Origin of the sequence: Candidatus Profftia sp. (ex Adelges kitamiensis) (assembly GCF_020342455.1) — a bacterium.
In the GTDB taxonomy this organism is placed as follows: Bacteria; Pseudomonadota; Gammaproteobacteria; order Enterobacterales; family Enterobacteriaceae; genus Profftia.
Window position 1 is genome coordinate 1107870 of sequence record NZ_CP080506.1, and the last position, 22946, is coordinate 1130815.

The 22946-nt window shown below is 29.6% G+C and carries 12 protein-coding genes and 4 tRNA genes; 2 read left to right on the plus strand and 14 right to left on the minus strand.

The features are described from left to right. The first annotated feature begins 6 nt into the window (after window positions 1-6). Window positions 7-780, plus strand: a complete 774-nt coding sequence (locus K0T98_RS02870; protein WP_225639349.1) for an ABC transporter permease — start codon at window positions 7-9, stop codon at window positions 778-780. Window positions 781-1729: 949 nt separating this feature from the next. Here the strand turns inward: K0T98_RS02870 and typA are convergent. The 14 genes from typA to K0T98_RS02940 form a co-directional block, all read right to left on the minus strand. After that, on the minus strand, window positions 1730-3553 hold the full coding sequence (typA, locus tag K0T98_RS02875) for a translational GTPase TypA (protein ID WP_225639350.1): 1824 nt from the start codon (window positions 3551-3553) through the stop codon (window positions 1730-1732). A 738-nt stretch (window positions 3554-4291) separates the two neighbouring features. Further along, on the minus strand, window positions 4292-5254 hold the full coding sequence (pfkA, locus tag K0T98_RS02880) for a 6-phosphofructokinase (RefSeq protein ID WP_225639351.1): 963 nt from the start codon (window positions 5252-5254) through the stop codon (window positions 4292-4294). Between the two features lie 583 nt (window positions 5255-5837). Then, window positions 5838-10064: a DNA-directed RNA polymerase subunit beta' gene (gene rpoC, locus K0T98_RS02885; protein WP_225639686.1), complete on the minus strand. Its 4227-nt coding sequence runs from the start codon at window positions 10062-10064 to the stop codon at window positions 5838-5840. Window positions 10065-10258: 194 nt separating this feature from the next. Then, entirely contained in the window at window positions 10259-14290 is a 4032-nt protein-coding gene (gene rpoB / locus K0T98_RS02890; protein WP_225639352.1) for a DNA-directed RNA polymerase subunit beta, read from the minus strand. A gap of 338 nt (window positions 14291-14628) precedes the next feature. After that, window positions 14629-14994: a 50S ribosomal protein L7/L12 gene (gene rplL / locus K0T98_RS02895; protein ID WP_225639353.1), complete on the minus strand. Its 366-nt coding sequence runs from the start codon at window positions 14992-14994 to the stop codon at window positions 14629-14631. A 64-nt stretch (window positions 14995-15058) separates the two neighbouring features. Further along, window positions 15059-15556 (minus strand): 50S ribosomal protein L10, encoded by a 498-nt coding sequence (gene rplJ / locus K0T98_RS02900; RefSeq protein WP_225639354.1) that lies wholly within the window; start codon window positions 15554-15556, stop codon window positions 15059-15061. Between the two features lie 348 nt (window positions 15557-15904). Next, a complete protein-coding gene (gene rplA, locus K0T98_RS02905) occupies window positions 15905-16609 on the minus strand; it encodes a 50S ribosomal protein L1 (protein WP_225639355.1) in 705 nt (234 codons plus the stop codon). After that, window positions 16602-17048: a 50S ribosomal protein L11 gene (rplK, locus tag K0T98_RS02910; RefSeq protein WP_225639356.1), complete on the minus strand. Its 447-nt coding sequence runs from the start codon at window positions 17046-17048 to the stop codon at window positions 16602-16604. The genes rplA and rplK overlap by 8 nt, the downstream gene beginning before the upstream one ends. Before the next feature lie 168 nt (window positions 17049-17216). Next, a complete protein-coding gene (gene nusG / locus K0T98_RS02915) occupies window positions 17217-17765 on the minus strand; it encodes a transcription termination/antitermination protein NusG (protein ID WP_225639357.1) in 549 nt (182 codons plus the stop codon). A gap of 1 nt (window position 17766) precedes the next feature. Beyond that, window positions 17767-18150, minus strand: a complete 384-nt coding sequence (secE, locus tag K0T98_RS02920) for a preprotein translocase subunit SecE (RefSeq protein ID WP_225639358.1) — start codon at window positions 18148-18150, stop codon at window positions 17767-17769. 1354 nt (window positions 18151-19504) lie between these two features. Beyond that, window positions 19505-19577: transfer RNA gene (locus tag K0T98_RS02925), tRNA-Thr, on the minus strand. Between the two features lie 10 nt (window positions 19578-19587). Continuing rightward, a tRNA-Gly gene (locus K0T98_RS02930) sits at window positions 19588-19662 on the minus strand. Window positions 19663-19781: 119 nt separating this feature from the next. Continuing rightward, window positions 19782-19866, minus strand: a tRNA-Tyr gene (locus K0T98_RS02935). A gap of 7 nt (window positions 19867-19873) precedes the next feature. Further along, a tRNA-Thr gene (locus K0T98_RS02940) sits at window positions 19874-19949 on the minus strand. Window positions 19950-22219: 2270 nt separating this feature from the next. Here K0T98_RS02940 and K0T98_RS02945 point away from each other — a divergent pair. Then, window positions 22220-22528 (plus strand): LapA family protein, encoded by a 309-nt coding sequence (locus K0T98_RS02945; protein ID WP_225639359.1) that lies wholly within the window; start codon window positions 22220-22222, stop codon window positions 22526-22528. The last annotated feature ends 418 nt before the right edge of the window (window positions 22529-22946 follow it).

Genomic DNA, 22946 nt, shown 5'->3' on the forward strand with positions numbered 1-22946 from the left:
AAAAATATGAATATCCTCCTACATTGGATTGCCTTTAAAAGTATTTGTAATAAAGAAATACACCGTCTAGCTAGAATTTGGATTCAAACTTTAATACCACCAATAATTACTATTACGCTTTATTTTATTATATTCGGTAATTTAATAGGTCCTCGAATAGGAGTAATACAAAATTATAGTTATATAGAATATATTATACCAGGATTAGTGATGATGTCAGTGATTACTAATGCCTACTCAAATGTAGCATCATCAGTTTTTAGTGCGAAATTTCAACGTAATATTGAAGAATTACTAGTAGCTCCTATACCAACATATATAATTATTACTGGATTAATTAGTGGAGGAGTAATACGCGGTATATTTGTTGGAACTATTGTTATGCTAATATCACTATTATTTATACCGCTACATATACATAATTGGATTGTTATCTTAGCAATATTACTATCTACAGCTATTTTATTTTCGTTAATAGGACTATTAAATGCTATTTTTGCTAAAAACTTTGATGATATTAGTTTAATACCAACTTTTATATTAACACCGTTAATTTACCTTGGGGGAGTCTTTTATCCATTAACATTTTTAACTGCTTTTTGGCAGACAGTATCAAAACTAAATCCTATATTTTATATGATTAGTGGATTACGTTTTGGATTTCTTGGAATTAACGATACTTTACTAGTCTTTACTTTTGTTATATTAATAGCATTAATATTATTATTTTACCTAACAGCTGCGTATTTCATAAACTATGGTAATAGTATACGTAACTGATAAATATAAAAATTATATAATACAAAATGATTTAGAATAACTTTTACTTTGATTATACAGAGCACTTTAAATTCATAAAGATTAATTAATATCTATATGTGTTAATATCATTTATAATTAACTTTAAATATATATAAATAATATATCAAATAGTAAAACACTATTTAGTAGATAAAAAAATCTATATACTATAATATATACATTATTAAACTTAAAAATATTAATATTAAATGATTTAATTACAAATTAGATAATCTAAAAAAATAATAATGTAAACTTTAATATAAAAACTTTTTATGTCATTAAGAATAATTCAATTCAATTCTTAATAAAAAACTTGTACTAGTATAGTACAATTACAAAAGATGTCTAGATCTATAATACATTCTAAATTATTTGTGTAAACTATTATCATAATATTTTTAATATAAATTAAAGAATTACTACTATAATATATAATCACTTATAATTATAATAATAATTATATATATTTTATATATATTTCAGATAAGATAGTAAACAACTGATAATTTTATAATACCGCCATTAAAAATATCTAATATTATATAAAATTAACAATCTTATAAAGATTATTTAGTATAAAATATTATAAAATTAATTTTTATTGACATACCTCGAGAAGTAATAGAGAATAATTTATTCTAATTGTAAGAAATATTTTGCATCCTATACTATAACATAGTAAATATATTTTTATTAAAAGAATGTTAATAAAACATAAATAAATATAATTTTACTAAATTTTTTTCTTTACTTATATCTACTAACTAAAATAAATATAAAGTATTAAGACTTACGCAGTTATAATTTTATTAATATAAAAATCTATTATTACAATAACAATTATAATATAATTAAAAATTAATTATTTATTAATGTTATATCTTAAGGATATAACATTTTACAAAATAATATTAATTAAAATAAATTATTTTTCTTTAAAAATACGAGTAGCACGACGACGATCATTTTCGATAAGATAACGTTTACGAAGGCGTATAGAGGTTGGAGTAACTTCTACTAATTCATCTTCATCTATAAATGCCAAAGCTTGTTCCAATGATAGTTTAATTGCAGGCACTAAAGTAGTTGCTTCATCAGTACCAGAAGCACGCATATTAGTAAGTTTCTTACCAGTAAGGCAATTTACTGTAAGATCGTTAGATCTAGTATGAATACCTATAATCTGACCCTCATAAACTTCAGTTCCGTGACCTAAAAATAGCTTACCACGGTCTTGTAGACCATACAGCGCAAAAGCAACAGCTTTACCCTCACCATTAGAAATCAGAACACCATTATGACGCTGACCAATATAACCTGGACGTACATCATCATAATGACTAAAGGTTGAATGCAATAAACCGGTACCAGACGTAAGGGTCATGAATTCGGTACGAAAACCAATTAGACCTCGAGCGGGTATAAGATATTCTAACCTAATACGTCCCTTATTATCTGGAACCATATTTTTAATATCACTTTTACGCTCTCCCATAGCCTGCATAATTACACCCTGATATTGTACTTCAATATCTAGAATAACATTTTCAAATGGTTCCTGTATATGACCATTAATGTTAAGATTAATAACCTTAGGTCGAGATACCGCCAGCTCAAAACCTTCACGACGCATATTTTCTATAAGTACAGATAAATGCAATTCACCACGTCCTGACACACGAAATGCGTCTGCATCTTCAGTTTCTTCAACTTGTAATGCAACATTATATGTGAGTTCTTTTTGTAGGCGATTTAAAATTTGACGGGAAGTTATGTATTTTCCTTCTTTACCACAAAATGGAGAAGTATTGACACAAAAATACATAGTAACAGTTGGTTTATCAACACTAAGTGCAGGTAATGACTCAATATGACTAACCTCACATATAACATCAGAAATATTTAGATTACTAAGTCCAGTAATCGCAACAATATCACCAGCTTCAGCTATATTAGTTTCAATTCTATCCAAACCCATATGGGTTAAAACTTTATTTATTTTGCCGTTATAGGTTCTACCTTTGCTATCGATAATAGTGACCTGTTGGTTAGGATATACTTTACCCCGTTTAATACGACCAACACCAATTACTCCTAGATAGTTATTATAATCTAGTTGAGATATTTGCATTTGAAAAGGAGCATTAATCTCAACTTGTGGTGAAGATACATGTTTAATAATTGTATTATAAAGAGGCGTCATATCTTGAGCCATATTTTTATAATCTAAACCAGCAGTACCATATAAAGCAGAGGTATAAATAATGGGAAAATCTAATTGTTCATCAGTTGCATCTAAATTGACAAATAAATCAAATACATGATCTACGACCCAATCGGGTCGCGATCCTACACGATCGACCTTGTTAATTACAACAATTGGTTTTAGATTATTAATAAATGCTTTTTGAGTCACAAAACGTGTCTGTGGCATAGGGCCATCAATTGCATCAACAACAAGAAGTACCGAATCAACCATTGATATTACACGCTCAACTTCACCACCAAAATCCGCATGTCCTGGAGTATCAACTATGTTAATACGATAATTTTTCCAATTAATAGCAGTATTTTTTGCAAGTATAGTAATACCACGTTCTTTTTCTAAGTAGTTAGAATCCATAATGCGTTCAGTTACTTCTTCATGTTTATCTAATGTACCGGATTGCTGTAGTAACTTATCAACAAGAGTAGTTTTTCCATGGTCAACATGCGCAATAATAGCAATGTTACGCAAATTCCTGATCACAACTTTGCCTCATAATTATAAAATAGTACATCTATTATACCATGCATTAAGTAGATCATTAAATACTACAATAATCCTATTTATGAATAGAGTACAAAATGTTAAGTATAAATATATTGTATAAATAAAATATAGTACAAATAAAAAATTTGCACTTAGACAATATACTTGTAATATTTATCATTCATATGTAAATTTAGGTCTTAATAAAAACTTTTATTATATATAAACTATTTTGATATATCTCTTATAAAGAATATAAATAAACATTGGGTTAAAATATAAAATTTAATATTCATTAAACCTAAATTTTTTAAAAAATTACTCTCTTTCTACTCTGAAAAATACTTACCTAATATTTATAATATAGTTTAAATATATATTGTATGGGATTAATTACAATCTTGCTGATATTTTATATATCAATATAGTTCTTTCACTTTAAAAATTTTTACTTAAGATATAAATTATCAGAAGCATAACTATCTTAAAATATATACAATAATCACTATACGTTATATATAAAAACGACTAAAGAAATTTTGTAGGATTAAACATTAATAATTTATATTAATAAATTATTAATACATTACAACTCAAAATAACAAAACAAATTTAATCCAAAATAGAGGGATAATTGAATAATATTATAAAATCTATTTATATAACTAAATTTTAAATAATAATATATACTTAAAACATATAATGTCTATTACTATATCCCTAATTTTAAAGCAATTAGTACAACATTTTAGCTGTTTGAAGCCAGTCCCTTTTAAATGGACGTTTCATATTCTCTACGGCATCTATAAGATCATGATGTACTAATTTTTCGTTCTGTATACCTACACAACGTCCCCCGTACCCTAATAATAGTAGCTCAATAGAATATGCTCCCATTCTAGATGCTAGAATACGATCGTAAGCTACTGGTGCACCACCACGCTGTATATGACCTAAAACAGTTGCTCTAGTTTCACGACTAGTTTCTTTCTCAATAATTCTTGCTAATTTATTTACATCGCAAATATGTTCAGTAATTGCGACAATAGCATGTTTTTTACCTTTAATAATACCAGCTTTAATTTCATTAACTAGATCTTCACATTTAAATGGAACTTCTGGCAAAACAATAAACTCACATCCCCCTGCAATAGCAGCAGCTAAAGTAAGATCACCACAGTAGCGGCCCATAACTTCAACTATAGAAATACGTTGGTGAGAAGAAGAGGTATCACGTAAGCGATCAATTGCTTCAACAATAGTTTCGAGTGCTGTAAAGTAACCAATAGTATAATCTGTGCCAGCAACGTCATTATCAATGGTACCAGGTAGACCAATGCAAGGAAATCCCATTTCAGTAATACGCTTAGCTCCCATATAAGAACCGTCACCACCAATTACTACCATAGCATCTAAACCAACTTTACTTATATTTTTAACAGCTTGCTCACGTATATTATCATCTTGAAATTCTGGGAAACGTGCAGATCCAAGAAACGTACCACCACGATTAATTATATCAGAAACACTAGAACGATCAAGTTTCTTTATACGACCTTGATATAAACCAAGATATCCTTCTTCAATACCATATACTTTTAATCCTTTTGCTAATGTAGCACGTACAACACCACGTATAGCAGCATTCATACCAGGGGCATCACCGCCACTAGTCAATACACCTATTTTATTAATCATGACTAACCTTTGACTTATTAGATGCTCATCTAAATATTTTTTCTATTATAATAAATATTAATAAATATTAAGAATTACTTTTGATTTTAGATTATTAATTTATGTGTATTAATTAAAATTACAGAAAAAGATTAAAATTAATTTTTAATAAATACATTAAGATAAAAAATTAATATACTGCTATCTATATTTATAATTATATTTTAATATGATAACAATCATAATTGTATCATTAGTGACTAGTAAATAATTTAAATATATTTTATGACATTATTTTATTATAAATAATGTGGTAATATTTTAATATTTATAAATAATTAATATAAAACATATAATTATATTTAATATAATGTTTACCGTTTTAATTTTTAATAAAACATATCATTATATTTATACTGAAATATATATTGATTAATTAGTTTATAATAATAAATTTTTAGTAAATAAAAGATAAAAGGCAGTTCAGGGGTTATTTCAGTATTAAAATTAAATTTAAAAATAACAATTTAAAAAATATTAAAAATAACATTTTAATTTTAAGAATAAAACCGCCTTTTTGGGCGGTTTTATTAATTAAAACTAATTAGTGCCTATCATCTGTATTTGTGTCTGCATTTAGTAATTCTGCTAAATTAGCAGTTGCTTCTTCAGCACTTACCTGAGGTATCTCTACTAAAGAATCATCTTGAGCTTTACGACGTGTACGATCTTTATGATAAGAGTAACCAGTACCAGCTGGAATCAAACGACCTACAATAACATTTTCTTTTAGACCACGAAGTTCATCTCCTTTCCCTGCAACTGCTGCTTCAGTAAGAACCCGAGTAGTTTCTTGGAACGAAGCTGCAGAAATAAAAGATTCAGTTGCTAGTGAAGCTTTAGTAATACCTAATAAATCACGGCTATAAGTAGTCATAATTTTACTATTATCTTCTAAATAACGATTCGCTATTTTTATACGAGAAAATTCAACCTGCTCGCCTTCAAGGAATTCGCAATTACTAGAGCCTTCAATTGTTGCTTTTCGCAGCATCTGACGCACTATTACTTCAATATGTTTATCGTTAATCTTAACACCTTGTAACCTATAAACATCCTGTACTTCATTAGTAATATAACGTGTTACAGCGTGAATACCCCTAAGACGCAAAATATCATGAGGAGATTCTGGGCCATCAGATACTACATCACCACGTTCTACACGTTCACCTTCAAATACATTGAGCTGACGCCACTTGGGGATCATTTCTTCATAAGGATCGCTACCGTCTAATGGAGTAATAACCAGACGTCGTTTACCTTTTGTTTCTTTACCAAAAGAAATTATACCCGTAATTTCTGCTAAAATAGCAGGTTCTTTAGGACGACGTGCTTCAAAAAGATCTACAACACGAGGCAAACCACCAGTAATATCTTTAGTACCACCGGATTCTTGAGGTATCCGTGCTAAGGTATCACCTGCATATATCTTAGCAGTATCTGACAACTGTACAATAGATTTACCTGGTAAAAAATATTGAGCTGCTATATCAGTACCAGGTATTAATACATCTTTTCCTTTAATATCAACTATTTTGAGTGCTGGACGCAAATCTTTACTGTTACCCGTACGCTCTGCTGAATCTAGAACTACTAAAGAAGATAAACCAGTTAATTCATCAGTCTGGCGGGTAATAGTCTGAGTATCAATAATATCAATAAAACGTAAAAATCCACTAACCTCTGAAACAACCGGCATAGTATGTGGATCCCAATTAACTACAGTGTCGCCTCCATTTACTTCTGCTCCATCTCCTTTAGCCATAATAGCACCGTAGGGAACTTTATAACTCTCTTTAGTACGACCAAATTTATCAATAAGTTTTAATTCAGTATTACGTGAAGTTATTACTAATTTATTATCGCTATTCAAAACAAACTTGGCATTATTTAATTGTAAATTACCTTGATTTTTTACCTGAATACTAGATTCTGCTGCCGCACGAGATGCAGCGCCACCAATATGGAATGTACGCATTGTTAGTTGTGTACCAGGTTCACCAATAGATTGTGCTGCAATAACACCTATTGCTTCACCTTTATTAATAAGATGACCACGAGCTAAATCACGGCCATAACAGTGTGCACATACACCAAAATCTGTTTCACAGGTCACTACTGAACGTACTTTAATTATATCTACGGAGTACAATTCTAACATATCACACAACTCTTCATGGAGCAATATATTCCGTGATACAAGAATCTCTGTAGTACCAGGTTTAATAACTTCTTCAGCAGTTACACGTCCCAATACCCTATCACGAAGAGGTTCTTTTACATCACCACCTTCAATAACAGGAGTCATTATAATACCATTATGAGTACCACAATCATCTTCTATAACGACTAAGTCTTGAGCGACATCTACTAGACGACGAGTTAGATAACCTGAGTTAGCAGTCTTCAATGCAGTATCAGCCAAACCTTTACGCGCACCATGAGTAGAAATAAAATACTGCAATACATTTAACCCTTCACGAAAATTTGCGGTAATAGGAGTTTCGATAATCGAACCATCAGGTTTAGCCATGAGTCCACGCATACCAGCTAATTGACGAATCTGAGCAGCAGAACCCCGAGCACCAGAATCAGCCATCATAAAAATGCTATTAAAAGAAACCTGACGTTCTTCTTTGTTTTCCTTATTCATGACTAACTCTGTAGATATATTTTTCATCATAGCTTTAGCAACACGTTCATTTGCTGCAGCCCATATATCAATAACTTTATTATAACGTTCTCCTGCTGTCACAAGACCTGACTGGAACTGCTCTTGAATATCAGCTACCTCTACCTCAGCTTCGGAAATAATTTCTACTTTTTTTTCTGGAATAACCATATCATCGATACCAACAGAAGCTCCTGAACGTGCAGCATAAGCAAAACCGGTATACATGATTTGATCAGCAAAAATAACAGTAGGTTTAAGACCCAATATACGGTAACAAATATTTAGCATCTTAGAGATAGCTTTTTTACCTAATAACTGATTTACAATAGTATATGGTAGTCCTGATGGCACAATCATCCATAGAATTGCACGACCAATAGTAGTATCTATAACACTAGTAGTATCCACCCATGTTCCTTTTACATTTTTCTCAGTTTGTGTAATACGGACCTTAACACGTGCATGTAAAGAAGCTAAACCAGCACGATAAATACGTTCTGCTTCTTTAGGACTACTAAGAACCATACCTTCACCTTTAGCATTAACACAATCACGAGTCATGTAATATAGTCCTAATACAACATCCTGAGAAGGAACAATAATTGGCTCGCCATTAGCAGGTGATAAAATATTATTAGTAGACATCATCAACGCGCGGGCTTCTAATTGAGCTTCTAAAGTTAAAGGAACATGAACAGCCATTTGATCACCATCAAAATCGGCGTTATAAGCTGCACAAACTAAGGGGTGTAACTGAATGGCTTTACCTTCAATTAATAAAGGTTCAAATGCCTGAATACCTAAGCGATGCAGTGTTGGTGCACGATTGAGCATTACTGGATGTTCCCGAATCACTTCATCTAAGATATCCCATACAATAGCTTCTTCACGCTCAACCATTTTTTTGGCAGCTTTAATGGTTGTAGAAAGACCACGCATTTCTAACTTGCCATAAATGAATGGCTTAAAAAGCTCTAAAGCCATTTTTTTAGGTAGACCGCACTGGTGTAAACGTAAATACGGACCTACAGTAATTACAGAACGACCAGAGTAATCAACACGTTTACCTAAAAGATTTTGACGGAAACGACCTTGTTTACCTTTAATCATATCCGCTAAAGATTTCAGAGGACGTTTATTGGAGCCAGTTATTGCGCGACCACGACGACCATTATCTAATAAGGCGTCAACTGCTTCTTGAAGCATACGTTTTTCATTACGTACAATTATATCAGGAGCAGCTAAATCTAAAAGACGTTTTAATCTGTTGTTACGGTTAATAACACGACGATATAAATCGTTCAAGTCGGAAGTAGCAAAACGACCGCCATCTAAAGGTACTAATGGGCGTAGTTCTGGTGGCAAGACCGGAAGAACGGTGAGAATCATCCATTCTGGTTTATTATCAGAATAAATAAAAGATTCTAATAATTTTATGCGCTTGGTCATTTTTTTACGTTTAGTTTCGGAGTGAGTTATCTTTAATTCTTCGCGTAAATACTCACATTCGTCTTCTAAAACCATATTTTTCAACAAGCATTGTATAGCTTCAGCTCCCATCTTTGCTTCAAACTCATCACCAAACTCTTCAAGAGCATCTAGATATTGCTCTTCAGTTAAAATTTGGCGACGTTCTAAATGAGTCATACCACATTCGACTACTACATATGATTCAAAATAAAGTACGCGCTCAATATCGCGTAGCGGCATATCTAAAAGTAAACCTATACGAGATGGCAGTGATTTTAGAAACCAAATATGAGCAGTGGGAGAGGCTAATTCAATATGACCCATACGCTCGCGACGTACCTTTGTTTGAGTCACCTCAACGCCACATTTTTCACAGATAACACCACGATGTTTTAATCTTTTATACTTACCACAAAGACATTCGTAATCTTTTACTGGCCCAAAGATACGGGCACAAAAAAGACCGTCGCGCTCTGGTTTAAACGTACGATAATTGATGGTTTCCGGCTTTTTTACTTCACCGAAAGACCAAGAACGGATCATATCTGGCGAGGCCAGAGAAATCTTGATTGCATCAAACTCTTCAGTCTTGGTTTGAGCTTTCAGAAACTTTAGTAAGTCTTTCACTAATTGGCTCCTGTCGGAGTTAAGACCCATTGGAATTTAAATACCTTCAATACTTTTATAATTAGCACTATTACTCACCAAGCGCCTTAATTATTAATACAATAAAATGCTTAATATCTGGTGTAAATACCCATCGCATTTAAAGTAATTAATAAGTAGAATATATAGGTATTGAAATAATTTAAATAAATTTATTATTCGTCCTCTAGTTCGATATTAATACCAAGAGAACGGATTTCTTTTAATAATACATTGAAAGATTCCGGCATACTTGGTTCCATACGATGATCACCATTAATGATATTTTTATACATCTTAGTACGACCATTTACATCGTCGGACTTAACGGTTAACATTTCTTGTAGTGTATAAGCTGCTCCATAAGCTTCAAGAGCCCATACTTCCATTTCGCCAAAGCGCTGACCACCAAACTGGGCTTTACCACCTAACGGCTGTTGAGTCACCAAACTATAAGAACCAGTAGATCGCGCATGCATCTTATCATCAACTAAATGATTTAATTTTAGCATATACATATAACCAATAGTCACTGGACGTTCGAACTGTTCGCCAGTACAGCCATCAAATAGTATAATCTGACCAGAAGTAGGGATACCAGCTAATTTCAGAAGTGATTTAATTTCTTTTTCATTAGCTCCATCGAATACCGGGGTTGCGATTGGTAAGCCTTTTTTTAAATTCTCAGCTAAACGTATCACTTCTTCATCGGTGAATTTGCTAAGATCAACATTCTGACGTGTATTCTCTCCTAGATCATAAGCTTTTTGGATAAAATCACGCAGTTTAGTAACTTTTTGCTGTTGTTTAAGCATTAAGTTAATTTTTTCACCAATACCTTTTGCAGCCATACCTAAATGAGTTTCTAAAATTTGACCTATATTCATGCGTGATGGAACACCCAATGGGTTTAACACAATATCCACAGGAGTACCGTTGACATCATAAGGCATATCTTCAATTGGATTAATCTTGGAAATCACTCCTTTATTACCGTGACGTCCTGCCATTTTATCACCAGTCTGGATATGACGTTTTACAGCTAAATAAACTTTAACAATTTTTAGTACCCCTGGTGCTAAATCATCACCCTGAGTAATCTTATGACGTTTTGCATCTAGGGTCTTTTCAAAATAAGTTCTTAGCTCATTATATTGTTTAGCTAACTGTTCTAATTTATTTTGTTTAAATTTATCATCTAAACTAATGTCTAACCAGTGATTACGCGGTAACTTAGATATTTTACTCACTTCTATATCAGCAGATACCAATAGATCGTGTATACGAGTGAATAATCCTATCTCTAGGATTTGTAATTCCTCAGTTAAATCCTTTTTAGCTTTCTTAAGCTGCATATCTTCTATTTCAAGAGCACGCTTATCTTTCTCTACACCATCTCGAGTAAAAATCTGTACGTCAATAACAGTGCCAGAAACGCTGTTTGGAACCCGTAAAGAAGAATCTTTAACATCCGACGCTTTTTCGCCAAAAATAGCACGAAGCAATTTTTCTTCTGGAGTTAACTGAGTTTCACCCTTGGGTGTTACTTTACCAACAAGAATATCACCACCTTTTACTTCTGCACCTATATAAGCAATACCAGATTGATCTAATTTGGAAAGAGCAGCTTCACCTACATTAGGAATATCAGCAGTTATCTCTTCTGGCCCTAACTTAGTATCACGAGATATACAGGATAGTTCCTGAATATGGATGGAAGTAAATCTATCTTCCTGCACAACACGCTCTGAAATTAAAATAGAGTCTTCAAAGTTATACCCATTCCATGGCATAAATGCAACTCGCATATTCTGTCCTAGAGCTAATTCACCTAAATCAGTAGATGGACCATCAGCCAACACATCACCACGATTAACTACTTCACTTAGATTAACGCATGGTATCTGAGTAATACAAGTATTTTGATTAGAACGTGTATACTTGGTTAAATTATAAATATCAATACCTGCTTCACCTGGATTCATTTCATCTTCGTTTACTCTGATAACAACACGAGAAGCATCCACATACTGAATAATACCACCACGTTTAGCAACAACAGTAACACCAGAGTCAACTGCTACAGCTCTTTCCATACCAGTACCAACCAATGGCTTATCCGCACGAAGAGTTGGAACAGCCTGACGTTGCATATTTGCTCCCATAAGTGCACGATTAGCATCATCATGTTCTAGGAAGGGTATAAGAGAAGCACCTACAGACACTATCTGTTGGGTGGAAACATCCATATAATCAATTTGTTCACTACTAAATAAACTTGATTCTCCTTTATTACGGCAAGTAATTAAATCTTCAATAAAACTATTTTCATAATTTAAGTTAGAGTTAGCCTGAGCTATAACATAATTACCTTCTTCTATAGCAGATAGGTAATTAATCTCATTAGTTACTCTTCCATCACGAACCAAACGATATGGGGTTTCTAAAAAACCATACTCATTAGTTTGTGCATAAACAGATAAAGAATTAATTAAACCAATGTTTGGTCCTTCAGGTGTTTCTATTGGACATACACGACCATAATGAGTAGGATGCACATCTCTTACTTCAAATCCAGCACGCTCACGTGTTAAACCTCCTGGTCCTAAAGCAGATATACGACGCTTATGTGTAATTTCTGATAGAGGATTATTTTGATCCATAAATTGAGATAACTGACTAGAACTAAAAAACTCTTTTACTGCTGCTGAAATTGGCTTAGCATTAATCATATCTTGAGGCATAAGAGTCTCAATGTCTCCCAAAGATAAGCGCTCTCTCACTGCACGTTCAACACGTACTAACCCTATACGAAACTGGTTCTCTGCCATTTCACCTACAGAACGAATGCGACGATTACCTAGATGGTCGATATCATCTACTTCTCCCTTACCATTACGAATATCAATTAATTTGCGAATTACATCGATAATATCATCTTTACTCAGAATACCTGATCCATCAATATTTTCACGCAGCAATGAACGATTAAACTTCATACGTCCAACTGCTGATAAATCGTAACGATCTACAGAAAATATTAAATTTTCGAATAAATTTTCAGCTGCTTCTTTTGTTGGAGGCTCACCAGGACGCATCATACGATATATTTCAACAAGAGCACTGATACGATCATTGGTTGGATCAACTCTCATTGTCTCAGATATATAAGCACCATGATCTAGATCATTGGTAAATAATGTCTCAATACGTTCATAACCTAACTTATGCAATTTTTTTAGTAAATCAAGTGATAACTCCGTATTGGCTGTACATATTAGATTTCCTGTATTTTTATCTATATAATTCTTAGCAATTACCTTACCAGAGATATATTCTACTGGCACTTGTATTAACTTAATATTGTCTTTTTCTAATTGACGAATGTGTCGCGTAGTAATACGGCGACCCTTTTTAACATATGTTATACCGTCAACTTCAATATCAAAAGTAGTAGTTTCACCACGCAGTCTCTCTGGGACCAATTCCATCTGTAATATATTATTAGAAAATTTAAAAATAACTTTTTCAAAAAATAATTCAAGAATATCTTCAGTTGTAAGATTTAATGCTCGAAGCAGGATAGTAGCTGCTAATTTACGACGACGATCAATACGTATAAATAAATTATCTCTAGGATCAAATTCAAAGTCTAACCATGCACCACGATAAGGAATAATACGTGCATTATAAAGTACTTTACCTGATGTATGTGTTTTACCTTTATCACTATCAAAGAATACACCTGGACTACGATGTAACTGAGAGACTATTACACGTTCGGTACCATTAATTATAAAAGTACCATTATTCGTCATTAATGGAATCTCTCCCATGTATACTTCTTGCTCTTTAATATCTTTAATCGTACCTTCTAATTCTTCTCGCTCATAAATAACTAGACGTAATTTAACACGCAGCGCAGCTGAGTAAGTTACGCCACGCATCTGGCATTCTTTAACATCAAATACCGGCTTACCCAGCCGGTAACTAACGTACTGTAGTTCGGCATTGCGACTGTAACTATCGATTGGGAATATAGAGCGAAATGCTGCCTCTAAACCACGCTGCCCATCTGGGTCTTGCTCGATAAATTTCTGAAAAGAATCAAGTTGGATAGAAAGAAGATACGGTATATCCAAAACTTGTGGGCGCTTACCAAAATCTTTACGAATACGTTTTTTTTCAGTATAGGAGTACAAAACCATAGGGTTCCTCAGCTAGATGATCAGTGACCAAACTGTTAATCCTAATTTTAAGGATAATAGTTCATGTCATGCCACACTATTTATGGCTGAAAGGCAGAAATGCCTCTCAAAATACTTGTTTATATAATTTAAAAAATATTTTATTACTATCCAATTTAAAGAATATAAAATTAAAAACATAAATATATTAAGTCGAAAATAGAGATAATTATTAAGGAAAACACCAAGAGCTAAACAGTATGACATATTACTGGTATTCTTCATAGAATAAAATAACTGGTAACATTTAGTTACCAGTTATTAACCCAACTCTCTTAGAGTACAACTTTATAGTTGGTTTATTTAACTGCAACTTCAGCACCAGCATCTTCCAAGGATTTTTTTAGAACGGCAGCATCTTCTTTATTAACTCCTTCTTTTAGGGTGGCTGGAGCGGACTCTACTAAATCTTTAGCCTCTTTTAATCCAAGCCCAGTTGCACTACGAACTGCTTTTATTACAGCAATTTTGTTAGTACCGATATTCTTAAGAATAACATCAAACTCAGTTTTTTCTTCAATAACTTCATCTGATCCTGTAGCAGTAACAGCAGAAACAGTAGCGATAACACCAAATTTTTCTTCCATCATAGAGATTAACTCAACAATATCCATTACGGACATTTTGGCAATCGCATTTAAAATCTCGTCTTTAGAGATAGACATAAGAATTGTTCCTAAAATTTAGAAATAAATTATATAAGCGAACATTTTATAAAATAAAAGTTGATTAATCATCTTTTATTTTCTCACACAAGGCAGTAAGAGTACGAACTAATTTTCCCGCACAAGCGTCTTTTAAGACTGACATAAAGGACGCTATCGCTTCCTCATAAGTTGGCATAGTTGCCAAAAAGTCGATCTGAGATGCTGGAATAAATTTACTCTGAAAAGCTGCAGATTTAATTTTAAATTTTTTATTTAATTTCGCAAAATCTTTAAATAACCGAGCAGCAGCACCAGGATGTTCCATAGAAAATGCAATTAAAGTTGGACCTAAAAAATCATTCTGTAAACATTGAAAGGGAGTATCCTTCACAACTCGGCGCATTAAAGTGTTACGAACAACATGCATGTAAACACCACATCCACGACCTTCTTTACGCAATTTAGTTATTTTATCTACAGTTATACCACGAGAGTCAGCAATAACAGCAGAGTGCGCACTCCTAGTTACTTCTATAAATTTGGCTATAATTGCTTTTTTATCTTGAAGATTTAATGCCATGAGATTTAACTCCTGGATTTTATTCCGCGTTTTCCGTAAATAGTATTATCTAAATATCGTAAACGATTTAGATTTTTAATACAGTAATTAGAATATTTTATTAAAAATATTTTATGCACCTTATTACTATTTATACGATATTATTAAATATATTATATTATATTATATTCCTATACTCTAGAGGAGTAAATTATAGATAGAATTGCATTCTAATAAAATTTATTTCTCTTATATATTTTCTCTATTGTAATAAAAATAAATTATATAAAAGATAATAAACAGACGTTAGATTTTATAACAATAAAACATCTTGATAAAGATAAAAATACAATTAATTATTTTTTCTTATTAGTAAGAATTTATAATGAGGCTGTTATGTTCTATTAATAATCCAGCACCCATAGTAGTAGATAAGCTAATTTTTTTAAAAAAAACACCTTTAGCGGTAGATGGTTTAGCTTTTTTAAGAGCAATTAAAAGAACCTCTAAGTTTTCTTTTAATTGATTAAAATCAAAATCTATTCTACCTATATTACTATGAATAATTCCATTTTTATCGTTACGGTAACAAACCTGACCAGATTTAGCATTTTTAATTGCTTGGTTAATATTATCAGTCACAGTACCAATTTTAGGGTTTGGCATCAAACCGCGTGGCCCTAATAGTTGACCTAACTGACCGACAATATGCATAGAATCTGGAGATGCGATCACTACATCAAAATTTTTTTCTCCTTTTTTGATTTGATCTGCCAGATCTTCCATGCCCACTAGTTTAACCCCTTCAGATTTTGCTAACTCAGCATTATTACCTTGAGCAAACACAGCAATACGTACTAAACGACCAGTACCGTGTGGTAGTACGGTAGCTCCGCGTATATTTTGATCAGATTTACGAGCATCTATTCCAAGATTTATAGCAACATCAACACTTTCGATAAATTTAACAGTAGCTAAATCTTTTAATAAATAAATAGCTGTTTCAATATCATATTTTTTAGTAGTATCTATTTTATTATGGATCATACGCATACGCTTAGTCATTTTAGCCATTATCACTTAATCCTTCAACAACAACTAATCCCATAGAAATAGCAGTACCCTTAATCGAACTAGTCATTGCTTCGATATTAGCACCAGTCATATCTATTGCTTTAGTTTTTGCTATCGCACGCACTTGGGCACTAGTTACTTCACCTACTATATTCTTATTAGGATTACAAGAACCTAACTTAATACCAGCAGCTTTCTTAAGTAATACTGATGCTGGAGGAGTTTTAATTATAAAGGTAAAAGAACGGTCAGCATAAACAGTAATCACTACAGGAATAGGCAAGCCTTTCTCAAGGTTATCAGTTTTAATATTAAATTCTTTACAAAACTCCATAATATTAACACCCTTTTGACCTAGAGCTGGACCAACTGGAGGACTTGGATTTGCCATACCGGCTGCAACTTGTAATTTAATATAAGCTTGTACTTTTTTAGCCATGGTAATATCCTTGATTGGATTATAGCATTCTTAAGAATGCTTGCCTGAATTTTTATAAAACATCTATATAATGGATTTATACTAATCTAGACTATATATAAACAAAATGTATAAAATTATAGTTATATTTTTTAATTTTAGCAATTAAAATATTATAATTTGTTTATTTTAATTAGCTTTTTCTACCTGATTAAAGTCTAGTTCTAATGGAGTGCTACGACCAAAGATAGATACAGAGACTTTTATACGGCTTTTTTCGTAATCAACACCTTCAACAACACCATTAAAATCAGAAAATGGTCCATCACTTACACGTACCATTTCTCCTGGATCAAACATAGTTTTCGGACGAGGTTTATCACCTGCTTTTTGAAGTCTATTCATAATTGCATCTACTTCTTTGTCACTAATTGGAGCTGGGGAATCAGAAGTTCCTCCAATAAAGCCCATCACACGTGGTATACTGCGTACTAAATGCCAGCTAGAATCATTCATTACCATTTGAATCAATACATAACTAGGAAAAAATTTACGTTCACTTTTACGTCGTTGACCGCTACGTATTTCAACAATTTCTTCAGTAGGAACCATTATCGTTCCGAATAACTCTTCCATCTTATGTAATTTAATATATTCAGATAATGATTGAACTACACGACTTTCAAAGCCAGAAAAGGCCTGAATTACGTACCAACGCTTTTTCAAGGTTTCAGACATATTAAAACCTCATATCAGTAATACACGAAACTAGACGGACCAGTATACTATCCAGTCCCCATAAAATTAGTGATATAATCACTGTAACCACAGCTACTATCAATGTTGTATAAAATGTTTCTTGACGTTTGGGCCATATAACTTTACGCATTTCAGTGCGCGCCTCACGAGCGAATGCTATGGCATTCTTACCCTGGTTTGTACTAAAGGCTATAGAACTAGCTATAAAAATCATTATTACTACTATCATCGTACGTAATGGTAGAATTAAATCACGATAAAGGAAATTACCTATAATAGCAGTGAGGAGTAGTATAACAACAAACAGCCATTTAAGTATTTGTATACCACATCTGCTTCTTTTAGAATTGATATTTATACTCATAAAAACAACCTGTTATTAGATTATAAAAATACTCGGTCTTACTTTGAGTAAGACTAACTAAATAATTTTTTATAAAAAACAAATGGAATTTGCGTCATTATCTCTTAATATATAAGTATTAAAGCACACAAGTAATTTATTTATTATAAGACATTTTAGTTCTTATTATTAGGTACTTTATTACATCTAAAAGTAACGCAAAAATACTTTATAAGTTTATTTTTGATTATTATTATTAATAATACATAATATTAAATATTATACTTGTAATAGTATATCACGTCTAATTTTACTTTAGACTAATTTTATTAAAATACTTATATTAATAGTAACTACGAGTATTTTTATCTCGATCTATAAAATGAAATATAAATTTATATCATATTTTATAAATTATATTATTGAGTATATCAATATTATATTATTTCTACTATTGATTAGAGCTAGATAGTTAGTAGTAATGCTAATTTTAAAATTTCTAGTAAAAAACTATTATATTATTTTCTTATCAATAATAACAACTAGAATATTAATCTGCTTATATTTATACTAGAACAGTATTGTTATTAATATTATTAATATTAATTATTGCATAGATATACAAAGAAATATATACAAAAAATACTTTAGCATCAGTGAAATTTTATTCCAGTAAGAAATACATTGAATATTCTAGTTTTACTATCTTTTATGACATATATACACAGTTTTATAAATAACTAACCATGAACACAATTGAAATAATTAAATAAAAAATAAATATACAACATAAGCATATTATGCTGAATATGTATACTACAAAGTAAAGTAATTTTAGATATTCAAAAGAAGGTAATCAAAGTATACAATCAATAAACTTTTATGTTTTAACATTATAATAACTAAGATCAAGTAAAATACTTTAAATCACATTAAAAATAAATAATTTTAATTATATTACATAAAAGAATTAAAAACAATTAATCAGATATTAATAATATTTTGTATTTCAATAATATTGCACCATGACTCAATAAATAAAACTATAAAAACGTATTAAACATACTAATAACTTTAAAATATTTAGCACTTCTATTGTAGAATAATTTGATAAGTAATAAATCATTAAGTAAGTTATATAGAATAACTATTATTCCAAGTGGATAGTTAGATAAAAAAATTTAGGGCATTTATATATAGAAAAATATTTTTTATTTTTATAAAAATTAATTTACTATACTAAATTCTATACCTTATATAAAATAAAATTATAAATAATTATAATTAAACTAATAAATTTTTTGATAGCTTATAAAATATAAAGAATAGCAGAAAATATTTTATACAATAAAATAAGGAGTAAATAAAACTTTGATGCTGATACCCAGAATCGAACTGGGGACCTCACCCTTACCAAGGGTGTGCTCTACCGACTGAGCCATATCAGCCAAGATAACTTGGAGCGGGCAGCGGGAATCGAACCCGCATAACCAGCTTGGAAGGCTAATGTAATAACCATTATACGATGCCCGCATATTATAACTGAGATAATTAATAAATTATTTAAGTTTTTATATTAATACCCTGTATGTATAATAAATAATTTTATATAATTTAGTTATAGTATATATTGTTTATTAAGGTAATTTTTATGGTGGTGGGAGAAGGATTCGAACCTTCGAAGTATTAAACGGCAGATTTACAGTCTGCTCCCTTTGGCCACTCGGGAATCCCACCCACTTGATGGTGCCGGCTACCGGAATTGAACTGGTGACCTACTGATTACAAGTCAGTTGCTCTACCAACTGAGCTAAGCCGGCATCAAGTAATTTGTATTTTAAGCAATTCAAACACTATATGCAACTAATTTTTATTTTAAGTAAAGTAAAAATTAAAATAAGTGTGTACTAAATTTTAAATAAATTAAAAAACTCTTTTAAAGTCATAAATTATTAAAATAATTAATAGATTATATTATTACTCACCACTAACACCAACATAGCTGTTACTTACTCTATTTTTATTTGTTCATCAAATATCAAATATAAGTTTGATGTATTCTAAGAATTAGAATAGCATCTAAAATAATTATTAACAAAACAATATTTATAAACTAGATTGTTAATCTAACTAATTTTTTAGTTATTTTTATAAAATCAATCTATTATTTTTATATAAGAACATATAACCCTCATACATAATAAAATAACTAATAAATGTAAAGTTATTTTACATTTATTAGTTATATTTTATAAGCATAAATAAAATATAAGTAAATCAAACTAGATTAAAATAAATATATAATCCAATATTTTTTATTCTTATATAACCCAACTTAAAATAAGTTATGATATCACTTTATATAATATATATTTCCATGTAAACCAAATAAATTTTTGTATACCTTAATGCAATATTTTAGACATCTATTGTTTATAATAGATCATAAATCTATCATTTCTTTTAAAATATTATTTAATACTTATTCTTAATTTTATATTTTTAATTAAAAATAGTCACATGAACTTTAGATAAAATCTAATCTTTATAATCAATATATTTCATATCATATATACAAACATAAATATAAATTAAATGTTTTATATCTAACATTTATGCAATTAGAAAAATATTCTCTTAAAATATTTGGTAATATATAAGGTATTTAACTATAGTTTAATATAATTTAACCTTTTAAAATATCTAATAAGATAAGATGTATTTTATTAAAGAAAAAATTAAATATTAACTATTAAGTATGTATAACATTAGATTATTCTCAATTTTTATTTTATATAACTATGAATGATATAATAATAAAAATTATTAAATATAATATAATAGAATATCAAAATATTATAGCTAAAAAAATAAATTATATTAATGTTATGTATTTTATAAACACTAAAAGTAATAGAAGCTTTAATAGTGTTAAAAGATTTATAGTGACATTATACAAAATATATTTTTTGACAAATACTTTATATAATTAAAAATTTATGTAATTTTAAATTATATTTAAAGTCCCATAAAATATTTTAGAATTTTATAAAAGTTAAAGAGGTAATTATTTTATTGATTAATAATAATTAATAAATTTACATGAACATACAGTATAAAAACTATAAAATATAATTTCAGTTTAAAACTCTACCCTATTATTTTTATCTATAATTTTTTACTTCATACAGTTATGATATAGTATCATATGATTTATACAAACATTAATAAATATATTTTATATTTTATATTTTATTTAATAAAATATATTATAACTTTCAAAAACTTAGAAATAATACAAAAGTAATTTACTTCTCCATAAGAAGTGACGCCATTCAATAAGCAAATACATAATAAAAGATATTGTCTGTATACAATAACTACATAAAATATGTTATAGCAATAATAATTTACAACCTATATAACATAACTCATAAATAGTTAACAATATCTAATACTATAGCAATACTCTAGTTATATTCTAGTAATATAATTCACATTATATCAATAGTATTGATACTACTATCAATATAGCTTATAAAAATAATACTTATAAATCTAATTTAGATATTGGATGTTATGGAATTAAAGTATTATATTTTTTTGTAAATTGTATTTTTAAATCTTTACTTTGTATATATGGGTAGTTGAAATAAAAAATATATTTACTCTTACTTAATGTAAAGTAGAAATAGATGTAATCTAATTTAGAAACTATTACTATTTTTAAGGAATAGTCATTTCTATTATACTAAAATATATATTTGTAAATTCTTTTTAAAAAAGTAATACATACCTAAAATAGTAAAATACCAATTTGAATAAATATAATTTAAAAACAAGATAAAAGCATAAAGTTTTAATTAATTTTTAGATAATGTAGTATTTATACTTGTATGAGACTTACCAAAATATTTAAAGAACAAAAAATAGGTGTTATTATAAATATTAAAATTAATATAACTCTATAATAATTATTTTATTGCTATTTATAATATACCTTTTATGTTATTAATTAAATAATAACTTTCAATATTAATTTAATCATTAACTCGCATAAATATCTTTCCACTTTTTTAATAGGAATTACATGAAATATCTGCTATTTTTTTTAGTAGTTTTGGCAATATTTGTTCTTTCAGTAACATTAGGTGCACATAATGATCAAGTAGTTACTTTTAATTATTTAATTGCTCAAAATGAGTATTGTTTATCAACATTACTTGCAACTCTATTTGCTAGTGGGTTTATTTTATGTTGGATTATCTGCGGTATATTTTATTTACGCATTCGCTTATGTTTAGCTCGTGCAGAACGTAAGATTCGTATCTTAGAAGAAAAACAGGTAATACATACTAAAAAGGGAAGTGCTATTCCTTCTATTAAAAAATCTCATTAATAGATATTATATAAAATAGATATGTATATTACTATTATTTATGAATATTTACAGATGATACAAATAAAGAAACAAAAGAACTAGATAGTTCTATAGATAGCAATATATTCTTCTATAACGAAATATATATCCATATAATTAAAATTTTATTACCTTACATTAAATTAATTATTTATTAGAAGAGCGAAATAAAATACATTATTAGCATTCAACTACAATTTAAAAAAGTTATATTTTAGATTTTAAATAAATATTTATTTACCTATCTAACAACTAGATAGTTAATATCTATAGATTAGTTGGTACAAACATATTGAAGAGATATTTAATTAGATAAATTAAATAAAATATTTTTAAATTTATACACCGTAAATTTATTAATAATTTCATTAAACTACTTATAACTTGGATAAGATTA

Coding starts and splice junctions, on each gene's coding strand:
- K0T98_RS02870 (WP_225639349.1), top strand. CDS start 7: ATGAATATCCTCCTACATTGGATTGCCTTTAAAAGTATTTGTAATAAA.
- pfkA (WP_225639351.1), bottom strand. CDS start 5,254: ATGATTAATAAAATAGGTGTATTGACTAGTGGCGGTGATGCCCCTGGT.
- rpoB (WP_225639352.1), bottom strand. CDS start 14,290: ATGGTTTTGTACTCCTATACTGAAAAAAAACGTATTCGTAAAGATTTT.
- rplL (WP_225639353.1), bottom strand. CDS start 14,994: ATGTCTATCTCTAAAGACGAGATTTTAAATGCGATTGCCAAAATGTCC.
- rplJ (WP_225639354.1), bottom strand. CDS start 15,556: ATGGCATTAAATCTTCAAGATAAAAAAGCAATTATAGCCAAATTTATA.
- rplA (WP_225639355.1), bottom strand. CDS start 16,609: ATGGCTAAAATGACTAAGCGTATGCGTATGATCCATAATAAAATAGAT.
- rplK (WP_225639356.1), bottom strand. CDS start 17,048: ATGGCTAAAAAAGTACAAGCTTATATTAAATTACAAGTTGCAGCCGGT.
- nusG (WP_225639357.1), bottom strand. CDS start 17,765: ATGTCTGAAACCTTGAAAAAGCGTTGGTACGTAATTCAGGCCTTTTCT.
- secE (WP_225639358.1), bottom strand. CDS start 18,150: ATGAGTATAAATATCAATTCTAAAAGAAGCAGATGTGGTATACAAATA.
- K0T98_RS02945 (WP_225639359.1), top strand. CDS start 22,220: ATGAAATATCTGCTATTTTTTTTAGTAGTTTTGGCAATATTTGTTCTT.